Genomic DNA, 25,160 nt, shown 5'->3' on the forward strand with positions numbered 1-25,160 from the left:
AGATGGCATGAAAGACGAAATACTTGTTGAGAACGAAACCAAAGAGGATGCAGGAAAAGAGACAGTATCCAAGAACTTTATAGAGCAAATAATTGAAAAGGACATAAGTGAAGGTCATTGTGGGGCTATTACAACAAGGTTCCCGCCTGAACCCAATGGTTATCTGCATATTGGACATGCCAAGTCTATCTTACTAAATTACGGACTGGCACAAAAATATGGGGGTAAATTTAACTTAAGATTTGATGATACTAATCCAACAAAGGAAAAAACAGAATTTGTAGAGTCCATCATAGCTGATGTTAAATGGCTTGGTGGAGATTTTGAAGATAGATTGTTCTTTGCGTCTAATTATTTTGAACAGATGTATGAAGCGGCTGTTAAATTAATCAAAAAGGGAAAAGCCTATGTATGTGAATTGACGGCTGACCAAATTCGTGAATACCGCGGAACCTTAACAGAACCGGGAAAAAACAGCCCTTATAGGGAACGTTCGGTAGAAGAAAATCTAAGATTATTCGAAGAAATGAAGGATGGAAAATATGAGGATGGTTCAAAAGTATTAAGGGCGAAGATTGATATGGCATCCCCTAATATTAATATGAGAGATCCGATTATTTATCGTATTGCCAGAATGCATCATCATAATACAGGGGATAAGTGGTGTATCTATCCTATGTATGATTTTGCACATCCTATAGAAGATGCTATTGAAGGTATTACTCATTCTATTTGTACTTTGGAATTTGAAGACCACAGACCACTTTATGACTGGGTTGTTGAAGAGGTAGGATATGAGAACCCTCCAAAGCAGATCGAATTTGCAAAATTATATTTAACCAATGTAATTACCGGAAAAAGATATATCAAGAGACTGGTGGAAGAAGGAATCGTGGATGGCTGGGATGATCCTAGATTAGTATCTATCAGTGCTTTAAGAAGAAGAGGTTTTACACCGGAATCCATTAAGATGTTCATGGAGTTATGCGGTGTGTCTAAAAGTAATAGTTCAGTTGACTATGCCATGCTGGAATACTGTATCAGAGAGGACCTTAAATTAAAGAAGTCCAGAGTAATGGCAGTATTAGATCCAATCAAATTAGTAATCACCAATTACCCTGAGGGACAGGTGGAATATGTTGAGGTGCCCAATAATCAGGAAAACGAAGAAATGGGAACCAGACAAGTTCCATTTTGTCGTGAATTATATATTGACAGGGAAGATTTCATGATTGAACCACCAAAGAAATACTTCCGCTTATACCCTGGAAATGAAGTCCGCCTAATGCATGCTTACTTTGTAACGTGTACGGATTATATTACTGATGAAACCGGTAAAGTAACAGAAGTTCACTGTACTTATGATCCGGAAACAAAAAGTGGCTCTGGTTTTACAGGGCGTAAAGTAAAAGGCACCATTCACTGGGTTGCACAGCCAACTGCTGTGAAAGCAGAAGTAAGATTGTACGAGAATATTGTAGATGAAGAAAAAGGCGTTTATAATGAGGACGGAAGTTTAAATTTGAATCCAAATTCCATTACTGTTTTAAAAGAATGTTTTGTAGAGCCTGGTGTGGAGAATGCGAAAGCATATGACAGTTTTCAATTTTTAAGACACGGCTATTTTTGCGTTGACGCAAAGGATTCAGAACCGGGGCACTTAGTATTTAATCGGATAGTGTCTTTAAAGAGCTCATATAAGCCTGTTTAAAGGAGGATAAAAATGGCTAATTTATTTTCAGGATTAGAGGCCTTTGGTCTGGGGAAAATGTCGGATCTGGATGTATATGCTTCAGAAGATAAAAACAGTAAGAATGGAGATAATTCTGCACAGGCAAACGAAAAAGAAAAAATTGTTGAAGCAGATTTCCTTTTCGAAAAAACTTATACCTGTCCTGTTTGTGAGAAAGAATTTAAAGTAAAAACAATTAAAACAGGTAAAATCAAACTGGTTTCAGCAGACACAGATTTACGGCCCAAATATCAAAATGTAGATTCATTAAAATACGATGCGGTTGTTTGCCCTCATTGTGGATATTCTGCATTAAACCGATTTTTTAACTACATGACTTCAGCACAGGCTAAACTGATCAGAGAACAAATTTCATCTTCATTCAAAGGAATTAATGAAGATGGTGATGAATATACTTATGATGATGCCATTGCACGTCATAAACTTGCTTTGGTTAACACCATAGTGAAAAGAAGCAAAATCAGTGAACGTGCTTATACCTGTCTAAAGACAGCATGGCTGCTTCGCGGAAAGGCAGAAACATTGCCGGAGGATACTCCTGACTATGAAGAGCAGATTGAGCAGTTACAGAATGAGGAATTAGAATTTTTAACTAATGCTTATGAAGGTTTTATTGATGCTTTTTCTAAAGAAATGTTTCCTATGTGCGGAATGGATGAACATACGGTAACCTATCTGGTTGCGGACTTAGCAAGAAGAGTAGGAAACTATGATGAGGCCAGCAGATGGATATCTAAGGTTTTAATAGCCAGAAATGCCAATGAGAGAATTAAAGCAAAAGCCAGAGATTTAAAAGAATTATTAAAGAACAAATAATATGCTGTTGCTGTATAAAGAATTGTCATTCTAAGAGCATAATGTGGTGGATTTTATGCTTAAAGAATCTATAAAAGGAAGAGATTCTGTGGATTTTTCCAACCCAAGAACTTAGAATGACAGCTTTATGCCAACAGCTTTTTTGCTTTAAAGGATGCTGTTGGTTTTGGTTATAGTGCGGGGTAATGCATCTTTGGAATTTTTCCACGGTTCATTGGTATTACGGTAATCAAATTTATCAATGAACCACTCCAAATCATCTTTTACTCGTTTCATATTATAAAAATACAAATCATTTAGTTCCTTTATAAATCGTTCTAACAGATTTCCATTTAAATATTTGTATGATTCTTCATAAAGTAGTCCATAATGAGAGGTGCAAAATCCTTTGGAATTTGAAAACTTACTGCGAAATTGGTCATCATTTTGATAAAGTGAGAATATGGTAGCGATATAGCGCTCAAAGGTAGTATTTATTTTGTCGCAGATATAACAGGAATTTTCTAATTTTTTTGTATAAGAAGCAATGGTGGATGTTTCTTGTTTTCTTTTGAATAGGGAACCAGAGGTTTTAACTTTGTTAGAGGAGAGTGACTCCAAATGTTGTATGGTTTTATCCATATGAGTTTTTAATATGAGGGCTAAACCAAGGCGATTCTGGTTTTCATAAAGCACCCTTATGTGATGGTTACAAAAACCTGCCTTATCGGTTTCTGCTCTAATATCATCCTCCATATAACTTGGTCCCATAGTGAATTCAATGGCATTTGTTTCCAATGTTTTTATCATTAGGCAAAGGGGACATTCACAATCTTCCAAAAATGCATCATTAACCGGAATGGTATATAGTTTTTCTTTCATTTGAAACCTGCCTTTACTTTTTGAATCATTATACCATTAGGGCTAAACCTATTCAAGTAGAGTTAAAACCAAGTTTTATCTTATCCAAAGTGATCCATTTACCGGATAGAAGATGAATTTTAAAGAACTTTAAAGGAATAATAATGAAAAAGTGAGAAATAATAAGAAATAAAGAGCAAATAAGAGAAAGATAAGAAAAACACATAAATTCAAGGAAAATTAAAACAGAAGTACATTTGCATATTAAAAACAAATTTACTAATATATAACTTATCAGTTAGCACTCAATCGAAGTGAGTGCTAATAACATGAAAAAGGCATTGAAGAGTCTATCAAAAAGAAAGCCTTAGAACTGTATATTAAAAATGTTTAAGGAGGAAAATGATATGAAGTTAGTACCATTAGGAGACAAAGTAGTGTTAAAACAACTACAGGCAGAAGAAACAACAAAATCAGGTATCGTTTTACCGGGTCAGGCAAAAGAAAAGCCACAGCAGGCTGAGGTTATTGCAGTTGGACCGGGCGGAGTGGTAGACGGCAAAGAAGTTACAATGCAAGTGAAAGTAGGAGATAAAGTTATTTACTCCAAATATGCCGGAACAGAAGTTAAATTAGAGGATGAAGAGTTTATTGTAGTAAAACAAAACGATATCGTTGCTATCGTTGAAGACTAATTAGGAGGTAATTGACATGGCAAAAGAAATTAAATTCGGCGCAGAAGCCAGAGCTGCATTAGAAACAGGTGTAAATAAATTAGCAGATACAGTTAAGATTACATTAGGACCTAAAGGTAGAAATGTTGTTTTAGATAAATCATTTGGTGTACCACTTATTACAAACGATGGTGTTACCATAGCAAAAGAAATTGAATTAGAAGATGCATTCGAGAATATGGGTGCACAATTAGTAAAAGAAGTTGCAACTAAAACAAACGATGTTGCAGGTGATGGTACAACCACAGCTACTGTTTTAGCACAGGCAATGATTCATGAAGGTATTAAGAACCTTGCAGCAGGTGCAAACCCAATTATTTTAAGAAGAGGTATGCAAAAAGCTACAGATTGTGCAGTTGAAGCTATTCAATCCATGAGCTCTAAGATTACCGGAAAATCTCAAATCGCAAGAGTTGCTGCAATTTCAGCCGGAGATGATGAAGTTGGTGAAATGGTAGCAGATGCAATGGAGAAAGTTTCTAACGATGGTGTTATCACCATTGAAGAATCAAAGACTATGAAGACAGAACTTGATCTGGTAGAAGGTATGCAATTTGACAGAGGATATGTATCTGCTTACATGTGTACTGATATGGACAAAATGGAAGCTAACTTAGAAAATCCATATATTTTAATTACAGATAAAAAGATTTCTAATATTCAGGAAATCCTTCCTTTATTAGAACAAGTGGTTCAATCCGGTGCCAGATTATTAATTATTGCTGAAGATGTAGAAGGAGAAGCTTTAACAACTTTAGTAATTAATAAATTAAGAGGAACCTTCCAGGTAGTTGCTGTAAAAGCTCCAGGATATGGTGACAGAAGAAAAGCTATGTTACAAGACATTGCTATCTTAACAGGTGGTACTGTAATTTCTGATGAGTTAGGATTAGACTTAAAAGAAACTACTATGGATCAACTTGGACGTGCGAAATCTGTTAAAGTTCAAAAAGAAAACACAATTATCGTAGATGGTGAAGGAAATAAAGATGAAATTACAGCAAGAATTTCTCAAATCAGAGCTCAGATCGAAGAGACTACTTCTGAATTTGATAAAGAAAAATTACAGGAAAGACTTGCTAAATTAGCTGGTGGTGTAGCTGTTATCCGTGTTGGTGCTGCTACAGAAACAGAAATGAAAGAAAAGAAACTTCGTATGGAAGATGCTCTTGCAGCTACCAGAGCAGCCGTAGAAGAAGGTATTGTAGCAGGTGGTGGAGCTGCTTACATCCATGCATCTAAAGAAGTAGTTAAATTAGCTGCCTCCTTAGAAGGGGATGAAAAGACTGGCGCTAACATAATCTTAAAAGCACTGGAAGCACCATTATTCAGCATTGTTGCCAATGCTGGATTAGAAGGATCCGTTGTTGTAAGCAAGGTAAAAGATTCTAAGACTGGAGCAGGTTTCAATGCTCTTACAGAAAAATACGTAGATATGGTAGAAGAAGGAATTCTTGATCCTGCTAAGGTTACAAGAAGTGCACTTCAAAATGCAAACAGTGTTGCATCTACATTATTAACAACAGAATCTGTTGTTGTGAATATTAAATCCAATGATCCGGTTATGCCAGCAGGTGGGGCAGGCGGAATGGGAATGATGTAATAGATAACCCTCTATAAACATAAAAACCCTCTAGAGCAAGGGGCTTTTGCAATAAGAATACCAAATTTGCAAAAGCTCCTTGTTTTTGTATAAAAATAATTCCAGAACGTGCTTTTACTTTTGTCTTTTTTTTAGTATAATGATTGATAGGACATAATAATGAATAGAGACAGGCTGCTTTAAGATGAAACCTTATTTTTTCAGGTCTTTATTTGTCATTAAAAGCATTAAGCACCTGAATCCCTGTTATTATGAAACATGATAACAATCATTATTATAAAGTAAGAAATAGCATGTATAAAACAAGTAGGAGGATGGGTTATGAATGAATTATATGCAGAAGCCGGGGTGAAACGAAAAGAAACTATCGGTACTTATGCTTTACGGTTCATATTAATTTTTGTTGCTATACTTTCTTTCCTTTTAGCATCACTTAATACTATAATGCTAATTATTGGGACAGTACTGATTATTTTAATTGTATTTATGTTTCCAAGATTAAATGTAGAATATGAATATGTTTTTTGTGATGGTCAATTGGATTTTGATAAGATAATGGGTAATGCCAAAAGAAAAACCGCTTTAAAAATTGATTTTGAACAGGTAGAGATTATGGCTCCTTACGGCTCCCATGAATTAGATTCATATTCACAGGGAAATCTGGTTACAAAAGATTTTACTTCAAGAAGAAAAGAAGTAAAACCCTATGTTATTATATACAGAAATGGAGAAACAAAATTAAGAATCCTGTTTGAACCAAATGAAAAGATGCTTGGCTGTATTAAAATGAAGAGTCCAAGAAAGCTTGTTTCATATTAGGAAACATATGTGTTCAAATTAAAACGGTAATAGTAGAAGACGGTGCAGTAGCAGCCGCAATTGTTGCAGCAATTTTTGAAGAAAGAACCAAACATTAGCTTTGGTTCTTTTTTAAAACACAAAAGCTATCATAATGTCTTTCGGTGGTTGACAAGTCCCCAAATATTCGTTATACTTGTAAAAATCAATTTAATATTATTAACATTTTAATATAAGGAAAGAGAGGCTATTTGCATGGGAATAATAATTGGTGAAGGCATTACTTTTGACGATGTCTTGTTAGTACCAGCTTATTCAGAAGTAATTCCAAATGAAGTAGATGTATCCACGTATTTAACTAAATCCATTAAGCTGAATATTCCAATGATGAGCGCTGGAATGGACACAGTTACTGAACATAGAATGGCCATAGCTATGGCAAGACAGGGTGGTATTGGTGTTATTCATAAGAATATGTCTATTGAACAACAGGCAGAAGAAGTGGATAAAGTAAAAAGATCTGAAAACGGAGTAATTACAGATCCCTTTTTCTTATCACCTGAGCATACTTTAGAAGATGCTAATAATTTAATGTCGAAATTTAGAATCTCAGGAGTCCCAATTACGGAAGGAAAGAAATTAGTAGGAATTATCACTAATCGTGACCTGAAGTTTGAAACGGACTTTTCTAAAAAAATCAAAGAATCTATGACTTCAGAAGGTCTGATTACTGCACTGGAAGGAATCACCTTAGAAGAGGCCAAGAAGATTTTAGCTTCTGCCCGAAAAGAAAAATTACCTATCGTAGATAAAAAGGGTAATTTAAAAGGGCTTATTACCATAAAAGATATTGAAAAACAGATTAAGTATCCTTTATCAGCAAAGGATTCACAAGGCAGATTAAGATGTGCAGCGGCAGTTGGTGTAACCGCTAATATTTTAGACCGTGTGGAAGCCTTAGTGAATGCAAAGGTGGATGCTATTGTAATAGATACTGCTCATGGACATTCTGCAAATGTATTAAAAGTAATTAGAATGGTTCATAAAACTTATCCTGAACTTCAAATTATTGCAGGTAACGTAGCAACTGGTGAAGCAACAAAAGCTTTAATTGAAGCAGGTGTCAGTGCAGTTAAGGTAGGTATCGGACCCGGCTCTATCTGTACTACAAGAGTGGTAGCAGGTATTGGTGTACCCCAAGTTACGGCAATTATGGATTCCTATGCAGTAGCTAAAGAATATGGTATTCCAATTATTGCAGATGGAGGTATCAAGTATTCCGGAGATATAACAAAATCAATAGCAGCTGGCGCAAATCTTTGTATGATGGGAAGTATTTTTGCTGGATGTGATGAAAGTCCCGGAGAATTTGAATTATACCAAGGTAGAAAATATAAAGTATACCGTGGTATGGGATCCATTGCAGCTATGGAAAACGGCAGTAAAGACAGATATTTCCAGACCAATGCCAAGAAACTGGTTCCAGAAGGTGTGGAAGGCCGTGTAGCTTACAAAGGAACAGTAGAAGATACCGTATTCCAATTAATAGGTGGTTTAAAATCCGGTATGGGCTATTGCGGAACCCAGACAATAGAAGATTTAAAACAAAATGGCCGATTCGTTAAAATAACTGCCGCATCCTTAAAGGAAAGTCATCCTCATGACATTCATATTACTAAGGAAGCACCAAATTACAGCGTAGAGGAATAGATAGAATTAATGCCTCCTTGGAGGCTATCAAATTATAATCTATAGGAATAGACAGAGTTAAAGGGCATCTCCCTGGAAGCTCCTTTAGTCCAGAGGAATAGATAACAAAATGCTGTTGCAAAATAAAATGAGATACCGGATATAGAGGTTTAGACTGATTTTATAATCCAAATTCGGTATGGCACATTCATTTTGCAACAGCTTTTTTTAGTTATAGGCAGTTGATTCTAAAGTTACGAAGAGGAAGGCAAATTACTATGGAGGCAGGTATTATTCTACTTTTCCACATATAAATCCGTTATCTTTTTACACATCGTTGAAAAGGATTGTACTTCTTCCGGTGTTAGTGCTTCTTCAATCATATTCATTATTTCTTTGCCGAAATCATCAACACGGCTAAGAAATTTTTTCCCTTCATTAGTAAGGACAATGTTAAAAGAACGGCGGTCGTTAGGCTGCCTTTCCTGATATACATAATTTTTTTCAAGGAGGCGTTTCGTCAGTTTTGAGATGCCTGACTGGGAAATACCCTTCATTTGGGAAAGTTCTTTTGTTGTTTTAGGGCCTTGTTTATGCAAAATATCCAGTATATAGTATTGTGCTGTGGATACACCTTCCACATTGAATCGATTTGAATATGCTAAAATCATACATTGAAGAGGAATATAGTTATCCTCTAACTCTTTCGTTATCATATTTTACCTCCTAAATGCCTGTAATATATTTTTTCAAGTAACTTCCTGTAAGTGAGTCTTTACATTTCACCAAATCTTCCGGTAACCCTGTAAACATTATTTTACCGCCATTCTGTCCCCCATAGGGGCCTAAATCAATAACCCAGTCAGCTTGACAAATAATATCCAGGTTGTGCTCGATTACTATAAGGGTAGAATTATGTTCCACAAGGCGGTTCATTACATTGTTCAACTGCTTTATATCAGCCATGTGCAAGCCGGTTGATGGCTCATCCAAAACATAAATCTGTCGGCCATTTTCAAGTTCGGAAGCAAGTTTTATTCTTTGTAATTCTCCCCCTGATAGAGTGTTCAGAGGTTGTCCTAAAGTAATATAAGTAATTCCTACATCTGAAAGTCTTTTTAGTACTGTGGCAATGTCCTTTTCCCGGAAAAAATCCATAGCTTCTGTTACGGTCATTTTAAGAATGTCGCTAATATTTTTATCTCTTAGTTTATATTGGAGTACTTCATCTGTAAAACGGTTTCCATGGCATTCTTCACAAAGGGTAACGATAGTATCCATAAAGGCTAAATCCGTATAAGTCATACCCAAACCTTTACAAACAGGGCAGGCCCCTTGAGAATTAAAGCTGAACAGAGAAGTATTAACGCCATTTTCTTTTGCAAATAATTTTCTTATTCTATCAAAGATGCCGGTATAAGTTGCTATATTGGAACGCTTTGTGGCTTGTACTCCTTTTTGATCAATAAAAACTATCTCAGGATAAAACCGGGGCAATACTTGATTGATAAGTGTACTTTTTCCTGAACCGGCAACACCGGTTACAACGGTCATTACGCCCCTTGGAATTTTAACTGATATATTTTTCAGATTATGCAGGGCAGCATTTTGAATAGATAGCCAGCCATTTGGTTTACGTGTTTGAGATTTTAGCTTAGGGTGATATGACAAATACTTTCCAGTCAGTGTATTAGATTCTTTTAATTGAAGTAAGTTACCTTGATATACAATTTCGCCTCCATGAATTCCGGCACCCGGTCCCATATCAATTACATGATCAGCAATTTTTATAATATCCGGGTCGTGTTCTACAATAAGCACTGTATTCCCTTTATCCCGCAAGAGTTTCATAAGACCGTTTATCTTATTAATATCGTGAGGGTGCAGCCCTATACTTGGCTCATCAAAAATATAAGTAAGATCTGTCAAACTGCTTCCCAGTTGGCTTACCATTTTGATCCTTTGTGATTCACCCCCTGAAAGTGTAGAGGTTTCACGGCATAAACTTAAATAGCCTAATCCAATAGACTCCATATGCAGTAACCGGCTTACCAGTTCAGAAATGATAGTAGCTGCCACAGGAATATCTATTCGCTGGATAAATTCTAAGAGCTCACTTATTTGCATTATAGAGCAATCAGAAATATTCTTTCCGTCTATTTTACAACTTAGAACCTTATCATTCAGGCGTGTTCCATGACAATGGGGACAATCCTGTTTGGTAACAAATCCTTCGATTTCTTTCTTGTATCTTACTTTTTCCCCATCTTCTTTCTTTAGAAAACTACGTTCAATGCGCGGAATCAATCCTTCGTACAATGAAGTTTTATGCCATTCTGGTGTTGGATTTTTTACTTTTATACCATCAGCATAAAGCAGCATTTCTAATTCTTCTTGGGAGTAGTCTTGAATTTTTTTATCATTGTCAAAAAATCCGGAATAAATGTAGCGTGTAAGACGCCAGCCTCCGGGTTCAAAGGTTGGGAATCGTATAGCTCCCTGATTTAAAGATCTATTTTTATCTAATAGCCGTTCAATATCAATTGTTTCAATTTTTCCCAGGCCTTCACAGTGATTACACATACCTGTGGGATTATTAAATGAAAAAACATCTGAATAACCAACAAAGGGTTTCCCAATTCGTGAAAATAAAAGGCGCAATAAAGAATAGATATCCGTAACAGTTCCTACAGTTGACCTTGCATTTCCACCTAATCGCTTCTGGTTAATAACAAAGGCAACAGATAAATTTTCAATGGTATCCACATCAGGTTGGCCGTAGTGCGGCATGCGGTGACGTATAAAACTGGTATAGGTTTCATTTAACTGCCGCTGAGATTCTGCAGCAATAGTATCAAATACTAAGGAAGACTTACCTGAGCCGGATACGCCTGTAAAAACTGTAATCTCTTTTTTAGGTATCTTGACATCTATATTTTTAAGATTACGCTCTCTTGCTCCAAATACCTGTATATAATTATTGTTCATAGTATACCTTCTTTTTTGATTGATGACATGGTTAATAGTTGAGTGGGTAAAGTAAATAATATCACTATTAAAATTAGAATGCAATATCCAATAATATTTTATTAGTTTTTTTGATATGAATTTATAATTGCATCACTTATGATGCATTAACCATTTGACGGTGGTACTGATTATTAATTTTACAAAATTATTGCTAAGGAATATATTATTTATAAAAGAAATAAAGGAAAGAAGAAATGAAGCATGTAAATTTTTATTTTAGCAGAAAAAAGTGAAAGGCTGAGATAAGTTTCTGTTAAAACTCAAAAGAAAAGAGCGGCAGAATGTAGGTAAGATACTGCTAAACTCAAAAGAAAAGAGTGGCAGGGCTGTAGATAAGATTCTGTTAAAACTTAAAAGAAAAAAGCGGCAACCGCAATAAGGTTCTGTTATTTCAGAAAAAAAATATGTGGTGCCGCTGAAGAATTACTGTGTAATGAATCGCTGTAGTACGAAATAGTCAAAAAAATTTACAAAACATTTTTTTATGGAACTGGTTAAAACAAGGTTTCTACATTTTAAATTGAACAAATGCTACACAATTATATTTATCATTGGAAACGAAACCACAACTTTCATAGAATTTAACAGTAGATGTTTGATTTTCTGTAAGTAAGACTTTTTGGTAAACATCCTTATAGGCATTCAAAACATAGTTCATCAGCATGGAACCAAGCCCCTGCTTCTGATATTCCGTTAATATAATTAAATCCTGTATGTAAATAATAGAATAACCGTCACCAACAACACGAATAATACCGATTAATTTATTAACATCCCAAAGAGATACTATTCTAAGGGAATTATCATAAGCAAGTTTTAACATGTCAATATTTTTAGTATAATTACTCCAGCCCACATCGTTATATAAGTCAATTAAATCAGAAATATCAGGAATGATATTATCCTTAAGTTCTATATTATTTAATATGCCTTTCACCTTAAGGAAAGAATTAATTTTATTTATTAATATTGGATGAATATCCTGATAAGTCAATTTATCCGGCAATTGATCAAACAATTCGATTCTTTCTATTTCTGATTCAGGCAGCTGGCCAAATTCTGTTATATCAGCATAAAATAACATGCCAAAACTTTCATTGATTCCGTCAGAAACAGAATAAACACATACTTCTTCTAAAGTATATGTAGTTGCTCCGGTTTCTTCATATAATTCTCTTTTAGCTGTGGTTATAATATCTTCCTCTAATTCTCTATGTCCACCTGGACATTCATATGTTGTTCTTTCCCTATGTTTACAAAATACCCATTTACCATTTGATTTGGATACTATTACAGCAAACTTTAGCAATGTATCATCTATATGTTCATAAAAATTTACGTTTAACATCTTTTTCTCTCCTAACATTATTTATAATTAAAAACGATTAGAAGGAATTGAATTTTATCCTTCTATTATATAGAAGAATGTCGCAATTTTCCCATTATTTATACCCCCATACTTATTTATGAATATCCATTTTAATATAACTCTTAAAATGATACAGCACCTCTAATATATAATAAACGGATGTACAATACAATTATAACTACAAAGCTCGATAAATTCCGCTAAATCTTATAAAAGAAAACATAAGCTGTTTCATTAAACAGCTTTGCTCTCATAAACTTAATTGACCTTAGAGAGTAGGGGATGCGATATATTTCTAGTGACTTTGAGAGATTCGTTATGGTTCTTATACAATAGGAATCGTGCCAATATTTAAAAATTGTGATGTTTGACGAGGCGAAGCCGAGGAGTTCGCAATTATTAAATATGCTTTAAGCGATTACTATTGTATTAGAACCATCGAATTTCTCTACGGAACAAGAAATATATCGCATCCCCTACTCTCTAAGGTCTAAATAACCTGAATTGGGCAAAGCGTCCTAGTCATTACCTTATTATTAACGCTTCATATAATCAGTTACATCCGTCTTTAATTTCTCCCAAGCATCCTCATTATTAACGTAGTACAGGGGACAGAGCTTTCCGGAAACATCGTAGTGCCGGATAATATCATCGGTCTTTAAGCGATATTCGGTACATAACCAGCTCAACAAAGCAACAAGAGATTCGTAGGTCTTATCATTGAATTTACCGGTTTCATCCGGATGACAGCATTCAATGGATATGGTATCTATATTTCTGTCGTTAGAAGCGTAAGATATTTCGTCTAAAGGAATACATTGAACGATTTCTCCTTCTAGGCCTATTACAAAGTGACTGCTGGCAGAAGTGGTTTTATTAATTCTAAGATTTTCAAAGTAATTCCTGTTTGCTTCTGCCGATGTACCAGGATTAGCTGTATAATGTACTACCACACTATTGACTTTCTTTAAAGGAATTTGTGGTCTGGAATATTCATTTGGTGTTAATAACATTTGTTCAACTTTCCTATTGCCAATGATGGTTAATGTCTTTGGAATTTTCTGATAGTGGGCAAGGTTTTGTAGTTTAATTCCAAATAAAATGCCGATTCCCAATAAAAGCATTAATATGGAGGTAGTAAATATTAATTTCACTTTTCTGCGGAAGCGTTTTCTACGTAATGATTTTTTACTATTCAATCTATTCATTGAGTAACCTTTCTTTCGGAATATTAACTATGAAAATTCCATGAGTATACTTATAAAAATAAATATTAAAGTAAACTCATGGAATATGTATTCATTATACTTCTTTACAGTTATACAGCAGTTATTAATTATATCTTATAAGGATAATACAATATCCTTATTCAGAGGCTCATATTGTCGATAACCAACTCCTGCAGAATTTAACATTCGTTTTGCAGCCTTTACCGCATCAGTTTCGGCATATTTATCACTCATGTATATGATTTCTGTAATTCCTTTTTGAATTAATGCCTTGGTACATTCGTTACAAGGAAACAAAGTAACATATATTTTGGCGCCTTTCATATGAATACCTGTATAATTAAGTATTGCATTCATTTCTGCATGACAGACATAAAAATATTTGGTATCTAATGCAGAGCCCTCTCGTTCCCAAGGATACTCATCATCAGAACAACCAATGGGCATTCCATTATAACCTACAGAAAGTATTTTGTTATCTTCACTGACAATACAGGCTCCAACACAGGTACTTGGGTCTTTACTCCTCTTGGCGGATAACAAGGCAATGCCCATAAAATATTCATCCCATTTTAAGTAATTTGATCGTTTCATTTCTTCCTCTTTTCTGCAGTAGTAATAAAAACTTTCTAAAACACATTTTAACATAGGTATTGTAAAATGTAAATTATTTATGGTAACAGGATAGAAGATGAATAGAATACTGCTTATTCAAAGAATAATACCAATAAATATAATTTTACAAAAACTTTACATTACAAAAATACCATTATAACAATCCAGATATAAAATTCGTATTGTAAGGTAAAAAAAAGAAATGAAAGCAAAAAGAAATCAAGGGGAATCCCTAAGGAGGAAGAATATGAAAAAATTCTTTAATATGAAAAAAATTATAAGTTTTATGCTAGTATTCACTATGATGTTTGTTCTGGCGGCTTGTGGTAAAAAGGGAGATAAGGTTGATGAAAATAAAACTGGTACCGAAGAACCAACTCCAGAAGTAACAGAAACACCAACCACAACAGAAACACCTGATAAAACAGATACAACAGCACTTGCAGGAACAGTTAGTATTACAGGTTCCACTTCAGTAGAAAAGATTCTTATGGATATGATCAGTGATTTTACAGCGTACAATCCTGATGTTAAAATCAATTATACAGGAACAGGTTCTTCAGCAGGTATTACAGATGCTATGAATGGGGCAAACGACATTGGAGCATCTTCCAGAAACCTAAAGGAAGAAGAAAAAGGATTGGAACAAGTAATATTTGCATATGACGGAATCGCAGTAGTTTTACATCCATCCAATAAAATAGCGGATTTGACCATTGAACAGATACTTAAAATTTACAGTGGTGAAATTACTAACTGGAGTGAATTAGGGGGCAAAGACGCAAATATTATCGTAGTATCAAGAGAAGGTGCTTCCGGTACAAGAGGAGCATTTGAAGAATTAACCGGACTTGGAGATGTTGGTTTAGTAGAAAGTGCTACAGTAGTAGAGGGTAATGGTAATGTACAAGCAACTGTTGCAGGAAATGAAAATGCAATTGGTTATGTTTCCTTCTCCTTTATCAATGAAAAAGTAAAAGCAGTTACTGTAGATGGCATAGAAGCTACACCGGAAAATGCAAAAGAAGGAACCTATGTATTATCAAGACCTTTCTTACTGGTGTATAACAAAGATACTGCATCACCAGAGGCAAGTGCATTCCTTGAATATGTAGTAAGTCCGGATGCACAAGAATTTGTAGAAGATCACGGAGGCATAAGAGTAGACTAATGAAACATGTGGGCAAAAATGAAATGGTAGCAAAACAGCAAAAAGATTATAAAGAAAAAGTATTTCATTTTATATTCTTATTCAGTGCACTGATTAGTGTACTCAGTGTTATAGCCATCATTGCCTTTGTATTTTCAAAGGGTTTAAAACCTTTCTTTGGAGAAAATTCATACAGTTTCTTAGATTTTATAACCGGATTAAAATGGGATCCCGGTACGGAAAGTTACGGAATATTTTACATGATCGTTGGATCAGTATTAGCAACCCTGGGTGCAATAGCACTCGGGGTTCCCATTGGTTTATTAACTGCTGTATTTATTGCTGAAATTGCTCCAAAGAAAATAGTGGCTATTATCAGACCAGCTATAGAATTGTTAGCTGGAATTCCGTCCGTTATATACGGAGCTTTTGGACTTGGTGTTATTGTACAGCTAATCAAAAAGGTTTCCCCTACCGGTCAGGGTGAGTCTTTGTTAGCTGTTATTTGCGTATTAACTATAATGATCCTGCCAACTATAATTACCCTTAGTGAAAGTAGTTTGCGTGCAGTGCCTAAATCTTACCGGGAGGCATCCTACGGACTGGGTGCATCAAAGATTCAGACTATATTTAAAACGGTGGTACCGGCAGCCCGTTCCGGAATACTATCTGCAACGGTGCTTGGAATCGGCAGAGCTATGGGCGAGACTATGGCAGTTATGATGATTGCCGGTAATAATATTGGGGGGCTGCCAAAAAGCATTTGGTCAAAAATCAGACCTCTAACTTCTAATATTTCCATGGAAATGAGCTATGCATCCGGAAGGCATCAGGATATGTTATTTGCAACAGGTGTTGTATTATTCCTATTCATATTAGTAATTAACATGGTCTTAATTAAAATAACCAGCAAAATGGGTAATGCAAATTCTAAGAAATAGGCAGAATTTAAAATAGATTGAAAAGCAATGCTTTTCCAACGGCAAATTGTGCAGAAGCATAAGTTGCCATTAGTATTAAAAAGGTGCTTAAGCGCCGGAATTGAGGATACTATGATGAAAAACAATAATACAAAATTAAAGGACGGCATATTACGAGGTTTGATTTATCTTTCAGCTACTGTTACAGTTGCCATTCTTGTGGTTATTATAGGATTTATTTTTTATAAAGGTCTGCCGGGTGTTAACCTTAAGTTTATGACCAGAATGTGGGATGACGAAACTACAGTTGTAGATGTTAGCAGAAATAATAACAGTAACAGTCATGGAGAAACAGATTATGTGGAATCCTTAGGTATTCATATTGCACTGGAAGACAAAAATATTGTAATTAAGTCTATTGACAGTAATTCCCCTGTAAAAGATGCCGTTAATATGAAAAAAGCTTCTTATGAACTGAAAACGGGGGATGTGATTGGGAAAGCAGGAAATACTAATTTTAAAAACATAACTTTAGAAGAAGCCAAGAAAGCTTTAGATGAAGGAACAGAGACTATAAGAATGAAAATAACACGAACCGGCGGAGGCATACTTCCCATGCTGGTATCTACGATTTATATTATAGGTCTGACCTTAGTGATTTCTGCTCCTATTGGCATTTGTGCAGCTATTTATCTTAACGAATATGCCAAACCGGGAAGAATGTTAAATATTATTAGATTTGCCATTCAAAACCTTGCAGGTATTCCTTCTATTGTATACGGCTTGTTTGGTATGCTTGTATTTGTACAAACTTTAAAATTGTCCTATTCCGTATTGGCCGGTGCATTTACATTAAGTATTATGCTGCTGCCAACCATTATCTCAACAACCGAAGAAACATTGAAAGAAGTTCCTATGACATATCGGGAATCCTCTATGGGATTAGGTGCAACCAAATTGCAGACAATAAGTAAAATTATTATTCCCAGTGCTCTTCCTGGCATATTGGTAGCCATTATATTAAGTATCGGCAGAATCGTTGGAGAGTCAGCAGCGTTAATATGGACAGCAGGTACCATTGCTCAGATTCCGAAAACCTTAGTAGGAAGTGAGGCGGCGGCTGCAACATTAACCACAAAGATGTACTGGCTTATTAAAGAAACAGCAGATTTGGAACAGGCATCTTCTATAGCAGTAGTACTTATTGTTTTAGTAATTGCTTTGAATATGCTTTCCAAACTAATAACAAGAAAATTTCTGAAGAAACGTACCAGTTAATGATAAATGGAATTTAATTTAAATCAGGATATTAGGCAGTATATTCAAACAGCAATATTTTTATTGTATAAACATAATGATCTTATTCGAGGATAAGTAATAGGAGGAAACAAGGTGAAAAACGAAACTAAATTCTCAGTAAAGGATTTGAATTTGTATTATGGTAATTTTCAAGCCCTGAAGAATATAAATATGGAATTGTACAAAGGACAAATAACCGCCTTTATAGGACCATCCGGCTGTGGCAAATCTACATTTTTAAAAACAATTAACAGAATGAATGACCTGGTAGAGGGGGTTAAAATATCAGGTAACATTACTATGGACGGGGTTGACATCTATCAGGATATGGATGCCATTACTCTAAGAACCCGTGTGGGAATGGTATTTCAACAACCCAATCCATTTCCTATGAGTATTTATGACAATGTTGCTTATGGACCAAGAATTCATGGAATTCATAAGAAGAGTGTATTAGATGAAATAGTGGAAAAATCATTAAAGCAGGCTGCAATTTGGGATGAGGTAAAAGACAAATTAAAGAAAAGTGCTCTGGCTGTGTCCGGCGGACAGCAGCAAAGAATCTGTATTGCCAGAACTTTAGCTATTGAACCGGAAGTTATATTAATGGATGAACCCACTTCAGCATTAGATCCGATTTCAACTTTAAAAATAGAAGATCTGGCTACAGAATTAAAAAAGGACTATACAATAATTATTGTAACCCACAATATGCAGCAGGCCGGCAGAATTTCGGATAAAACTGCCTTCTTCCTGACCGGTGAAGTTATTGAATACGATGATACGGAACAAATTTTTAATTTTCCAAAGAACAAAAAAACAGAAGATTATATTACGGGAAGATTTGGTTAAAATGTCTTTAAAACATACGGAGAAGATGGTAAAATAAAAAGAAACAGCATCCTTCGTTATTTTAGAAACCCCTTTGGGGCATCATGTTTGGAAGGTTGAAAGAAAATATAGATATAGAAAGGTTGCCACGAAATCATTCTTTCAGCCTGTTTATATGTGGCGGTATCGCATCTGTAAAACAGAGTATTACATCTGCAAGCAGATATGGTATCAATGGGTATAAAAATGAGACAAAGCTTTATTGCGCAGCTAGAGGAATTAAATAATAAAGTAATAAAGATGGGAAGCATATTAGAATTATCCACCAATGAAATGATTGATGCTTTAGATACTATAGATGTTGAAAAAGCTAAAAAAATCATTGCAAGGGATGATGAAATCGATTTATTAGAACAGCAAATAGAAAGAGAATGCATTAATATACTTGCCCAGCAGCAACCCTTAGCAACGGATTTAAGAAAGATAACTTCTATTATGAAAATTATTACAGATATTGAAAGAATTGCTGATCAATGTGCGGATATATCAGAATATATAATTAAATTAAGTAATATGCCAAAGACAAAAGCCCCGGCAGATTTAGGCAATATGATCGAAGCAATGAAAAAGATGGTTATTGATACCATTGATAGTTTTGTAGAAGCGGATATTGAAAAAGCATCTGCCGTTATGGAAGCAGACGATGCAGTGGATAAATATTTTGATAATATTTGCAAGGAGTTATCTGATGTAATGCAGAAAGATCCAAGTGTTGTTCCTCAAAGTATCTGTTATTTAATGGTAATAAAATATTTAGAAAGAATGGCAGATCACGCTACTAATATTGCTGAATGGATAACTTTTATTGTAACAGGTGATTTGATACTTGGCTAAAAGCCTAATGAAAATATTAGGCAGAGGAGATGGAACGAATGAAAACAATTTTAGCTGTAGATGACGAAGAGCATATCTTAGAATTAGTATCTTATAATTTAGAGCATGAGGGGTATCATGTATTAAAGGCTGAAACTGGTGAAGAGGCTCTTACTGTTTTAGAAAATCAAAAAGTTGATTTGGTATTATTAGACTGGATGTTACCGGGAATTGACGGGATCGAAGTATTAAGAAGAATTCGCGGCAACAAACAGCTTCGTAAACTGCCGGTTATTCTTCTTACAGCCAAAAGCGATGAAATAAGTAAAGTAGTAGGTTTAGAAGTAGGTTCCGATGACTATTTGGTAAAACCTTTCGGTGTGCATGAATTAATTGCTAGAATAAAAGCAGTTATGCGAAGAAGCGAAGGCAGTTTTCAGGAAGAGGAAACAGAAAAAGAAGATAAGATAATCATTGATTATTTAGAAATCAACCGAACCAGAAGAAGCGTAACGGTGAATGGGAATTTGGTGGAATTATCTTATAAAGAATTTGAACTATTATATCTTTTGGCAAAAAATCGTGGAATTGTTTTTACAAGAGATAATCTTTTAGAAAAAGTATGGGGTTATGATTATATAGGTGAAACAAGAACCGTTGATGTTCACATCAGTAACTTACGTAAAAAAATAGAATTAGATGAAAGCCAGCCTGTATTCATAAAAACAGTTAGAGGCATGGGCTATAAATTTGCTTAAGAGGCGCTAAAATGCCGGAATTGAGGATATCATGCAGAAAAAGTTATTAGTTAGCTTTGTGGCTATTATATTTATTGCAATCGGTATCTCTATTGGTTCTTTTTGGATCAGAGGCTATCAATTTATTGATATGCAGAGCCAGGAATCTCATTTGACACAGGCACAGTTAATTGGAGATATCTTTTCGAAAGAGCCTTTTGCTTCTACCATAGATTTTCATGATTTTGTGGAAGAATACAGTGAAAAATACAGGGTAAGAATTACAATTATTGATAAATCAGGTGAAGTACTTGCAGATTCCAGTACTTCTGGGCATTTGGAAAATCATAAGGACAGAGATGAAATTATAGGTGCTTTAAAGGGAGAACATGTAACGGTAAACCGATATTCTCAAACCATGAAGAAGAATTACTCTTATAGTGCGGTACCGGTATCTAATGGTTCGTTTAATGGAGTACTGCGTGTATCTTTGCCTTTATCCGCTTTATCTAAATTTGATAATGAGTTATTTAAAGCTACCATCTATGCAATTATTATATGTTTTCTGATTGCTACATTTGCGGCACTGGTGTTTACTAATATTTTGTTAAAGCCTATAGATGAAGTAACTAAAGCAGCAGTGAGAATTTCGGAAGGAAATTATAAAACAAAGATTTATACCAGGGAAAAGAACCAAATTGGAAGACTGGCAGGTGCCTTTAATACTATGACAACAAACCTGAAAGAAACCATTGACAGTCTTACACAAAGAAATATCGAACTGGAAGCTATGTTAACCAGTATGACCGGCGGTGTTGTGGCTATTGATGACTCCAATGAAATTCTATTCTTTAACAAAGCATTTTGTGATATTGTAAGACCTGTAAGCAATAAAATGCAAGGGCAGTCTTTATATAATATATTAAGAAATGCTGCCATATTCGATGCCATAGATGAGGTTAGAAAAACCAATACCAACGTTACCATGGAAGGAATGTTGTTGTCGGACACCAATAAAAATATACGGGTTACAGCTACTCCGCTGGGAAGAGAAGATAAGAAGTGGTTTGGAGTATTGCTTATTATTGAGGATGTAACCCAGATTAAGAAATTAGAGCGTATGCGAAGCGACTTTGTATCTAATGTAACCCATGAATTAAAGACACCCCTTACCTCTATTCGAGGATTTATAGATACTTTAAAGAATGGTGCAATCAAAGATGAAAAAGTTGCAGCTAAATTTATTGATATTATAGATATTGAAGCAGAACGTTTATACGGTCTGATACAGGATATCTTACTGTTATCTGAGATTGAGTCCAAAAAAGATTATGATACCCAGCCTGTTGATATAAACCAATGTGCTTTAGAGGTTATTGACTTGTTGGAACCTAAACTTAACGGCAAGGTTGAAATAACATTCGAACCTCAACCAAAATTAAGACCGTTTATCTGTAATCCGGGACGGATGAAACAACTGCTTATTAATTTACTGGATAATGCAATCAAATATACGGAAGAAGGTAGAGTATCCCTAACTTGCCAGGAAGAAACAGACAGACTTATTATTAAGGTAAAAGATACCGGAATTGGTATGGAGAAAGAACATCTATCCAGAATCTTTGAAAGATTCTACAGGGTAGATAAAGGAAGAGCCCGGAAACAAGGGGGAACCGGTCTGGGATTATCTATAGTCAAACATATTGTAGAATTATATAACGGGACTATTTATGTAGACAGCCAATTAGGCCAGGGAACGGAATTTGTGATTCAATTACCGTATATTTCTGAAAATGAATCATAGAAAGAGAAAGAGGGGATTGCCGCTTTTAATAATGTTTAAAAGAAGTAATAAATTAAAATTGAAAAGAAAAATACGAAACTGTCATTCTGGTATAGCATTCAGTTTAACTGATATTATCCTCAGAATGACAGTTTTTTATAGACGTCTTTTTATTTATTTGTAATAAATGGTTCTGCGCCTGCGGTATTGAACCCTACTGTTTGTCCAAAAGTAGGATATAAGAAGAAGGATACTGCCCAGAAGGACAAAAGCGATGATTACCAGTAAGCTGTGTAAAAAGAATGTAGCTGGCAGAATGGTAATTACCGGATCTTTGGCTGGGTCAAAAATCCATAAATCATTTCGGAAAAATATCTTGTGGAATAATAGGAATATAGCGTCAAAGTTTATAATACTTCCTAATGCGGCTATAACAGGTATTACTAAAACGGTAATAGAAGATACTAATAAATAGCTGTTATCTTTTTTACTACGTTTATAAAATATAATCAATAAACTGATTATAATGGATATAGCAGCAATATAATAAAAAGCGGTAAATATAGTTTTAACCTCTGCAAAATGTTGTAATCCCCCAGGGGAAGAGGGAAGACCGGGGAGTTTCAAATCTCCTTTATAAAAGGGTGAATTATACCGGATCAAGGCATCATAATTTTCAATAATTACATCTTTCTCCAACCCTGATGTTTGGCTGATATTCAAACGATCTATATCCAGATAATATATAAATCTAAAATTAACAGCAGCTATAACACCAATGGATATAAATAATAAGGTGAAGACGAAACCAATTAATATATCTGTTATTTTAAACTTTCTCATAAACACTCCTATCTAGTTATATATATATATTTGCAATTCTACTTAATAACTTTTAATATATAATATGAGTAGAATTATACAACATTGTTTTTACAAATTCAATGAAGTTATTTGCTAAAGCACATAAATACTTGGTTAAGATTAAAGGAAAATTAAAGGTTTATAGTTTAGTTTTACTATAGAAAGCAGTACGAGCATGCTTTCAGAAAGGAGCGGCCTATGAAAATCCTCTACGTTGAAGACGAAAAATATATGGCCCGTGCTGTAGCACAAGTATTACGAAAAAACAACTACAGCGTGGACTTAGCTTATGATGGCGAAAACGGACTTGACTTGGTTTCTTCCGGCTTATACGACATTGTTATACTGGATATTATGCTGCCCAAATTAGACGGAATCGGTGTTCTGCATGAAATGAGGAAGCGCAGTATTCTGACCCCGGTAATACTTCTGACTGCGAAAGGAGAAACGGAAGATAAGGTAAAAGGGCTGGACAGCGGAGCAGATGATTATTTGGTAAAACCCTTTCAAACAGAGGAACTAATGGCTAGACTTCGTGCGCTGGGACGGCGGCGGGGACAGTTTACCGCTGATAACATTCTTTGCTATGGCGACATTGAATTAAATTACAACACCCTGGATTTATTAGGAAATGGGCAGACATTTCACCTGACGTTAAAAGAGAGCCAGCTTCTGGAATTACTGATTACCAACAAGGGGCAAGCAATTACCACTGAGATAATTATTGAAAAACTGTGGGGATGGAATTCTGATACGGAGGACAGTCACGTTCAGGTACAGGTGGCGTTCTTGCGCAAGAAATTATCATTAATAACAAAGCGGGTAAAAATCAAAACAGTGCGGGGGATCGGCTATATGCTCATACTGGACGAGGAAGTAACCACTGATGTTTAAGAAGCTTCGCAACAATATGATGTTATTCAATATGCTGACGGTTTCTCTCGTTATGCTGGCTGCATTTACTGTGATATATCTTGTGACATACAGCAATATTGAACGGGAGAATCAGCAGCGGTTAAAATCCGTATCAGCTATGTTCTTCGTACCGAACCACACACCGCCCGCTGGTGTGACCAACGGAGATTTGGAACCGCCTACTGCATCGGAACGTTTTTCAGTGGATTATGGCGTTTCTTTCGTATTATTTGTCAAAGATGGCAGGCTTGAGAACGTCAATAGCCAGCTTGATTTTGAGTATAGCGTTTATAGGGAGGCTTTTGAAAAAGCAGGGGCAGCAGATAGGGGCAAGATAACCCTAGCAGATAGAGAATGGCTCTTTGCGGTTGCTCCTGCACCGCCGCCGAAGGGAGAAAATTTAAACAGGTTACCAGGTGATATGCAATACAACCGCATTGTTTTTCTCGACATAACAAATGGAACCAGGATTCTACGGACCCTTATGCTCACTCTTACCAGTGTGGGGGTTGGAGTGCTGCTGGCTCTTTTCTGGCTTTCTTACCGATTTGCCCTTCGTGCTGTTAAGCCTATTGAAGAAAGCTACAATAAGCAAAAGCGTTTTATTGCGGATGCTTCTCATGAACTGCGGACACCTCTCGCTATTATTGGTGCAAATGTAGATGCCATTGAAAGCAATGGTGAAGAATCGGTTGATAGTCAAAAGGAATGGTTTGAATATATTCACGCTGCATTGAATCGAACAGGCAGGTTGTTAGATGATTTATTATATCTGGCCAAGTCTGATGGACCCAAAAACGAAGACAATCTTCCCTTTGATTTAAGTATGGTCTGTGATAGGGTCTGTGCGTCTATGGAAGCGGTGTTGTATGATAACGGCGTATCTATGGAAACGGATATTGAGAAAGACGTAATCGCTGTTGCAGATAGTGAAAAAATCAGTCAAGTCTTCTATATTCTGCTGGATAATGCCAGTAAATACACCCCCCCTGGCGGCAAAATCCTGTTTACCCTTACCCGTACAAATGACAGGGCTGTTGCTGGAGTAACCAACTCCGGTGATGGCATTGGGGTGGAAGATTTGCCAAAAGTTTTTGACCGATTTTATCGCACCGATGCTTCCCGTTCCACTGAAACAGGTGGATTTGGTTTGGGACTGTCTATTGCCAAGGCCATTGTAGACCGCTCCGGAGGGGTGATAACTGCCGAGAGTAGGGGTGGGTTGACTACATTTACTGTAAAATTAAAACTAGGCTAAAATATTTTTCCTTATTAAAGGTAAATTAAAGAACCAGATATTATAATCGCTCTC

22 protein-coding genes are annotated in these 25,160 nt (G+C 35.5%); 15 read left to right on the top strand and 7 right to left on the bottom strand.

Translation table 11 applies throughout. The annotated features are described in order from the left end of the window. The first annotated feature begins 7 nt into the window (after positions 1–7). Positions 8–1,711: a glutamine--tRNA ligase/YqeY domain fusion protein gene (locus BM183_RS05740; RefSeq protein WP_091685314.1), complete on the top strand. Its 1,704-nt coding sequence runs from the start codon at positions 8–10 to the stop codon at positions 1,709–1,711. Positions 1,712–1,723: 12 nt separating this feature from the next. Continuing rightward, the gene (locus BM183_RS05745) at positions 1,724–2,569 is read left to right on the top strand and encodes a DUF2225 domain-containing protein (RefSeq protein ID WP_091685168.1); all 846 of its coding nucleotides are present in this window, start codon (positions 1,724–1,726) and stop codon (positions 2,567–2,569) included. Positions 2,570–2,716: 147 nt separating this feature from the next. Here BM183_RS05745 and BM183_RS05750 read toward each other — a convergent pair whose 3' ends face one another. Next, the gene (locus BM183_RS05750) at positions 2,717–3,430 is read right to left on the bottom strand and encodes a DUF6062 family protein (RefSeq protein WP_091685170.1); all 714 of its coding nucleotides are present in this window, start codon (positions 3,428–3,430) and stop codon (positions 2,717–2,719) included. 386 nt (positions 3,431–3,816) lie between these two features. Here BM183_RS05750 and BM183_RS05755 point away from each other — a divergent pair, with 386 nt between their 5' ends. The 4 genes from BM183_RS05755 (at position 3,817) to guaB (ending at position 8,254) form a co-directional block, all read left to right on the top strand. Beyond that, complete coding sequence (locus BM183_RS05755) at positions 3,817–4,104, top strand: co-chaperone GroES (protein ID WP_091685171.1); 288 nt, start codon at positions 3,817–3,819, stop codon at positions 4,102–4,104. 16 nt (positions 4,105–4,120) lie between these two features. Next, on the top strand, positions 4,121–5,746 hold the full coding sequence (gene groL, locus BM183_RS05760; RefSeq protein WP_091685173.1) for a chaperonin GroEL: 1,626 nt from the start codon (positions 4,121–4,123) through the stop codon (positions 5,744–5,746). Between the two features lie 321 nt (positions 5,747–6,067). Beyond that, a complete protein-coding gene (locus BM183_RS05765) occupies positions 6,068–6,565 on the top strand; it encodes a DUF6106 family protein (RefSeq protein ID WP_091685175.1) in 498 nt (165 codons plus the stop codon). 234 nt (positions 6,566–6,799) lie between these two features. Next, a complete protein-coding gene (gene guaB, locus BM183_RS05770) occupies positions 6,800–8,254 on the top strand; it encodes an IMP dehydrogenase (protein ID WP_091685177.1) in 1,455 nt (484 codons plus the stop codon). 275 nt (positions 8,255–8,529) lie between these two features. Here guaB and BM183_RS05775 read toward each other — a convergent pair whose 3' ends face one another. The 5 genes from BM183_RS05775 to BM183_RS05795 all read right to left on the bottom strand — a co-directional run bounded on the left by BM183_RS05775 (position 8,530) and on the right by BM183_RS05795 (position 14,455). Next, positions 8,530–8,949 (bottom strand): MarR family winged helix-turn-helix transcriptional regulator, encoded by a 420-nt coding sequence (locus BM183_RS05775; RefSeq protein WP_091685178.1) that lies wholly within the window; start codon positions 8,947–8,949, stop codon positions 8,530–8,532. Positions 8,950–8,959: 10 nt separating this feature from the next. Next, a complete protein-coding gene (locus tag BM183_RS05780; RefSeq protein WP_091685180.1) occupies positions 8,960–11,221 on the bottom strand; it encodes an ATP-binding cassette domain-containing protein in 2,262 nt (753 codons plus the stop codon). Between the two features lie 550 nt (positions 11,222–11,771). Continuing rightward, positions 11,772–12,611 carry a bifunctional NUDIX hydrolase family protein/GNAT family N-acetyltransferase gene (locus BM183_RS21365; RefSeq protein ID WP_091685182.1) on the bottom strand — a complete coding sequence of 280 codons (840 nt, stop codon included), beginning with the start codon at positions 12,609–12,611 and terminating at the stop codon, positions 11,772–11,774. 557 nt (positions 12,612–13,168) lie between these two features. Next, the gene (locus BM183_RS05790) at positions 13,169–13,840 is read right to left on the bottom strand and encodes a peptidoglycan recognition protein family protein (protein WP_091685184.1); all 672 of its coding nucleotides are present in this window, start codon (positions 13,838–13,840) and stop codon (positions 13,169–13,171) included. Positions 13,841–13,975: 135 nt separating this feature from the next. After that, a complete protein-coding gene (locus BM183_RS05795; RefSeq protein WP_091685186.1) occupies positions 13,976–14,455 on the bottom strand; it encodes a deoxycytidylate deaminase in 480 nt (159 codons plus the stop codon). A gap of 268 nt (positions 14,456–14,723) precedes the next feature. Here BM183_RS05795 and BM183_RS05800 point away from each other — a divergent pair, with 268 nt between their 5' ends. The 7 genes from BM183_RS05800 to pnpS all read left to right on the top strand — a co-directional run bounded on the left by BM183_RS05800 (position 14,724) and on the right by pnpS (position 22,090). Next, entirely contained in the window at positions 14,724–15,647 is a 924-nt protein-coding gene (locus BM183_RS05800; RefSeq protein WP_170847902.1) for a phosphate ABC transporter substrate-binding protein, read from the top strand. Next, a complete protein-coding gene (gene pstC / locus BM183_RS05805; protein ID WP_330392340.1) occupies positions 15,647–16,567 on the top strand; it encodes a phosphate ABC transporter permease subunit PstC in 921 nt (306 codons plus the stop codon). Before BM183_RS05800 ends, pstC begins: the two co-directional genes overlap by 1 nt. Before the next feature lie 111 nt (positions 16,568–16,678). Then, on the top strand, positions 16,679–17,824 hold the full coding sequence (pstA, locus tag BM183_RS05810) for a phosphate ABC transporter permease PstA (protein ID WP_097014167.1): 1,146 nt from the start codon (positions 16,679–16,681) through the stop codon (positions 17,822–17,824). Positions 17,825–17,938: 114 nt separating this feature from the next. After that, the gene (gene pstB, locus BM183_RS05815; RefSeq protein WP_207650132.1) at positions 17,939–18,697 is read left to right on the top strand and encodes a phosphate ABC transporter ATP-binding protein PstB; all 759 of its coding nucleotides are present in this window, start codon (positions 17,939–17,941) and stop codon (positions 18,695–18,697) included. Between the two features lie 213 nt (positions 18,698–18,910). After that, complete coding sequence (phoU, locus tag BM183_RS05820; RefSeq protein ID WP_170847903.1) at positions 18,911–19,570, top strand: phosphate signaling complex protein PhoU; 660 nt, start codon at positions 18,911–18,913, stop codon at positions 19,568–19,570. A 38-nt stretch (positions 19,571–19,608) separates the two neighbouring features. Further along, positions 19,609–20,307: a response regulator transcription factor gene (locus BM183_RS05825; protein ID WP_091685196.1), complete on the top strand. Its 699-nt coding sequence runs from the start codon at positions 19,609–19,611 to the stop codon at positions 20,305–20,307. Between the two features lie 31 nt (positions 20,308–20,338). Further along, entirely contained in the window at positions 20,339–22,090 is a 1,752-nt protein-coding gene (pnpS, locus tag BM183_RS05830; RefSeq protein WP_091685198.1) for a two-component system histidine kinase PnpS, read from the top strand. A 153-nt stretch (positions 22,091–22,243) separates the two neighbouring features. Here pnpS and BM183_RS05835 read toward each other — a convergent pair whose 3' ends face one another. Next, the gene (locus tag BM183_RS05835; RefSeq protein ID WP_091685201.1) at positions 22,244–22,912 is read right to left on the bottom strand and encodes a TIGR01906 family membrane protein; all 669 of its coding nucleotides are present in this window, start codon (positions 22,910–22,912) and stop codon (positions 22,244–22,246) included. A 219-nt stretch (positions 22,913–23,131) separates the two neighbouring features. On the opposite strand from BM183_RS05835, the gene BM183_RS05840 reads away from it, so the two are divergent. Both BM183_RS05840 and BM183_RS05845 read left to right on the top strand, forming a co-directional pair. Further along, complete coding sequence (locus BM183_RS05840) at positions 23,132–23,827, top strand: response regulator transcription factor (RefSeq protein ID WP_091685203.1); 696 nt, start codon at positions 23,132–23,134, stop codon at positions 23,825–23,827. After that, positions 23,820–25,106 (top strand): sensor histidine kinase, encoded by a 1,287-nt coding sequence (locus BM183_RS05845; RefSeq protein WP_091685207.1) that lies wholly within the window; start codon positions 23,820–23,822, stop codon positions 25,104–25,106. Before BM183_RS05840 ends, BM183_RS05845 begins: the two co-directional genes overlap by 8 nt. Positions 25,107–25,160 lie beyond the last annotated feature (54 nt).

The organism is Anaerocolumna aminovalerica (genome assembly GCF_900115365.1).
Classification (GTDB): domain Bacteria; phylum Bacillota; class Clostridia; order Lachnospirales; family Lachnospiraceae; genus Anaerocolumna; species Anaerocolumna aminovalerica.

What these genes read in the sequence shown, in the direction of transcription:
- BM183_RS05740 (WP_091685314.1), top strand. Translation starts at nt 8, where the DNA reads ATGAAAGACGAAATACTTGTTGAGAACGAAACCAAAGAGGATGCAGGA.
- BM183_RS05745 (WP_091685168.1), top strand. Translation starts at nt 1,724, where the DNA reads ATGGCTAATTTATTTTCAGGATTAGAGGCCTTTGGTCTGGGGAAAATG.
- BM183_RS05750 (WP_091685170.1), bottom strand. Translation starts at nt 3,430, where the DNA reads ATGAAAGAAAAACTATATACCATTCCGGTTAATGATGCATTTTTGGAA.
- BM183_RS05755 (WP_091685171.1), top strand. Translation starts at nt 3,817, where the DNA reads ATGAAGTTAGTACCATTAGGAGACAAAGTAGTGTTAAAACAACTACAG.
- groL (WP_091685173.1), top strand. Translation starts at nt 4,121, where the DNA reads ATGGCAAAAGAAATTAAATTCGGCGCAGAAGCCAGAGCTGCATTAGAA.
- BM183_RS05765 (WP_091685175.1), top strand. Translation starts at nt 6,068, where the DNA reads ATGAATGAATTATATGCAGAAGCCGGGGTGAAACGAAAAGAAACTATC.
- guaB (WP_091685177.1), top strand. Translation starts at nt 6,800, where the DNA reads ATGGGAATAATAATTGGTGAAGGCATTACTTTTGACGATGTCTTGTTA.
- BM183_RS05775 (WP_091685178.1), bottom strand. Translation starts at nt 8,949, where the DNA reads ATGATAACGAAAGAGTTAGAGGATAACTATATTCCTCTTCAATGTATG.
- BM183_RS05780 (WP_091685180.1), bottom strand. Translation starts at nt 11,221, where the DNA reads ATGAACAATAATTATATACAGGTATTTGGAGCAAGAGAGCGTAATCTT.
- BM183_RS21365 (WP_091685182.1), bottom strand. Translation starts at nt 12,611, where the DNA reads ATGTTAAACGTAAATTTTTATGAACATATAGATGATACATTGCTAAAG.
- BM183_RS05790 (WP_091685184.1), bottom strand. Translation starts at nt 13,840, where the DNA reads ATGAATAGATTGAATAGTAAAAAATCATTACGTAGAAAACGCTTCCGC.
- BM183_RS05795 (WP_091685186.1), bottom strand. Translation starts at nt 14,455, where the DNA reads ATGAAACGATCAAATTACTTAAAATGGGATGAATATTTTATGGGCATT.
- BM183_RS05800 (WP_170847902.1), top strand. Translation starts at nt 14,724, where the DNA reads ATGAAAAAATTCTTTAATATGAAAAAAATTATAAGTTTTATGCTAGTA.
- pstC (WP_330392340.1), top strand. Translation starts at nt 15,647, where the DNA reads ATGAAACATGTGGGCAAAAATGAAATGGTAGCAAAACAGCAAAAAGAT.
- pstA (WP_097014167.1), top strand. Translation starts at nt 16,679, where the DNA reads ATGATGAAAAACAATAATACAAAATTAAAGGACGGCATATTACGAGGT.
- phoU (WP_170847903.1), top strand. Translation starts at nt 18,911, where the DNA reads ATGGGTATAAAAATGAGACAAAGCTTTATTGCGCAGCTAGAGGAATTA.
- BM183_RS05825 (WP_091685196.1), top strand. Translation starts at nt 19,609, where the DNA reads ATGAAAACAATTTTAGCTGTAGATGACGAAGAGCATATCTTAGAATTA.
- pnpS (WP_091685198.1), top strand. Translation starts at nt 20,339, where the DNA reads ATGCAGAAAAAGTTATTAGTTAGCTTTGTGGCTATTATATTTATTGCA.
- BM183_RS05835 (WP_091685201.1), bottom strand. Translation starts at nt 22,912, where the DNA reads ATGAGAAAGTTTAAAATAACAGATATATTAATTGGTTTCGTCTTCACC.
- BM183_RS05840 (WP_091685203.1), top strand. Translation starts at nt 23,132, where the DNA reads ATGAAAATCCTCTACGTTGAAGACGAAAAATATATGGCCCGTGCTGTA.
- BM183_RS05845 (WP_091685207.1), top strand. Translation starts at nt 23,820, where the DNA reads ATGTTTAAGAAGCTTCGCAACAATATGATGTTATTCAATATGCTGACG.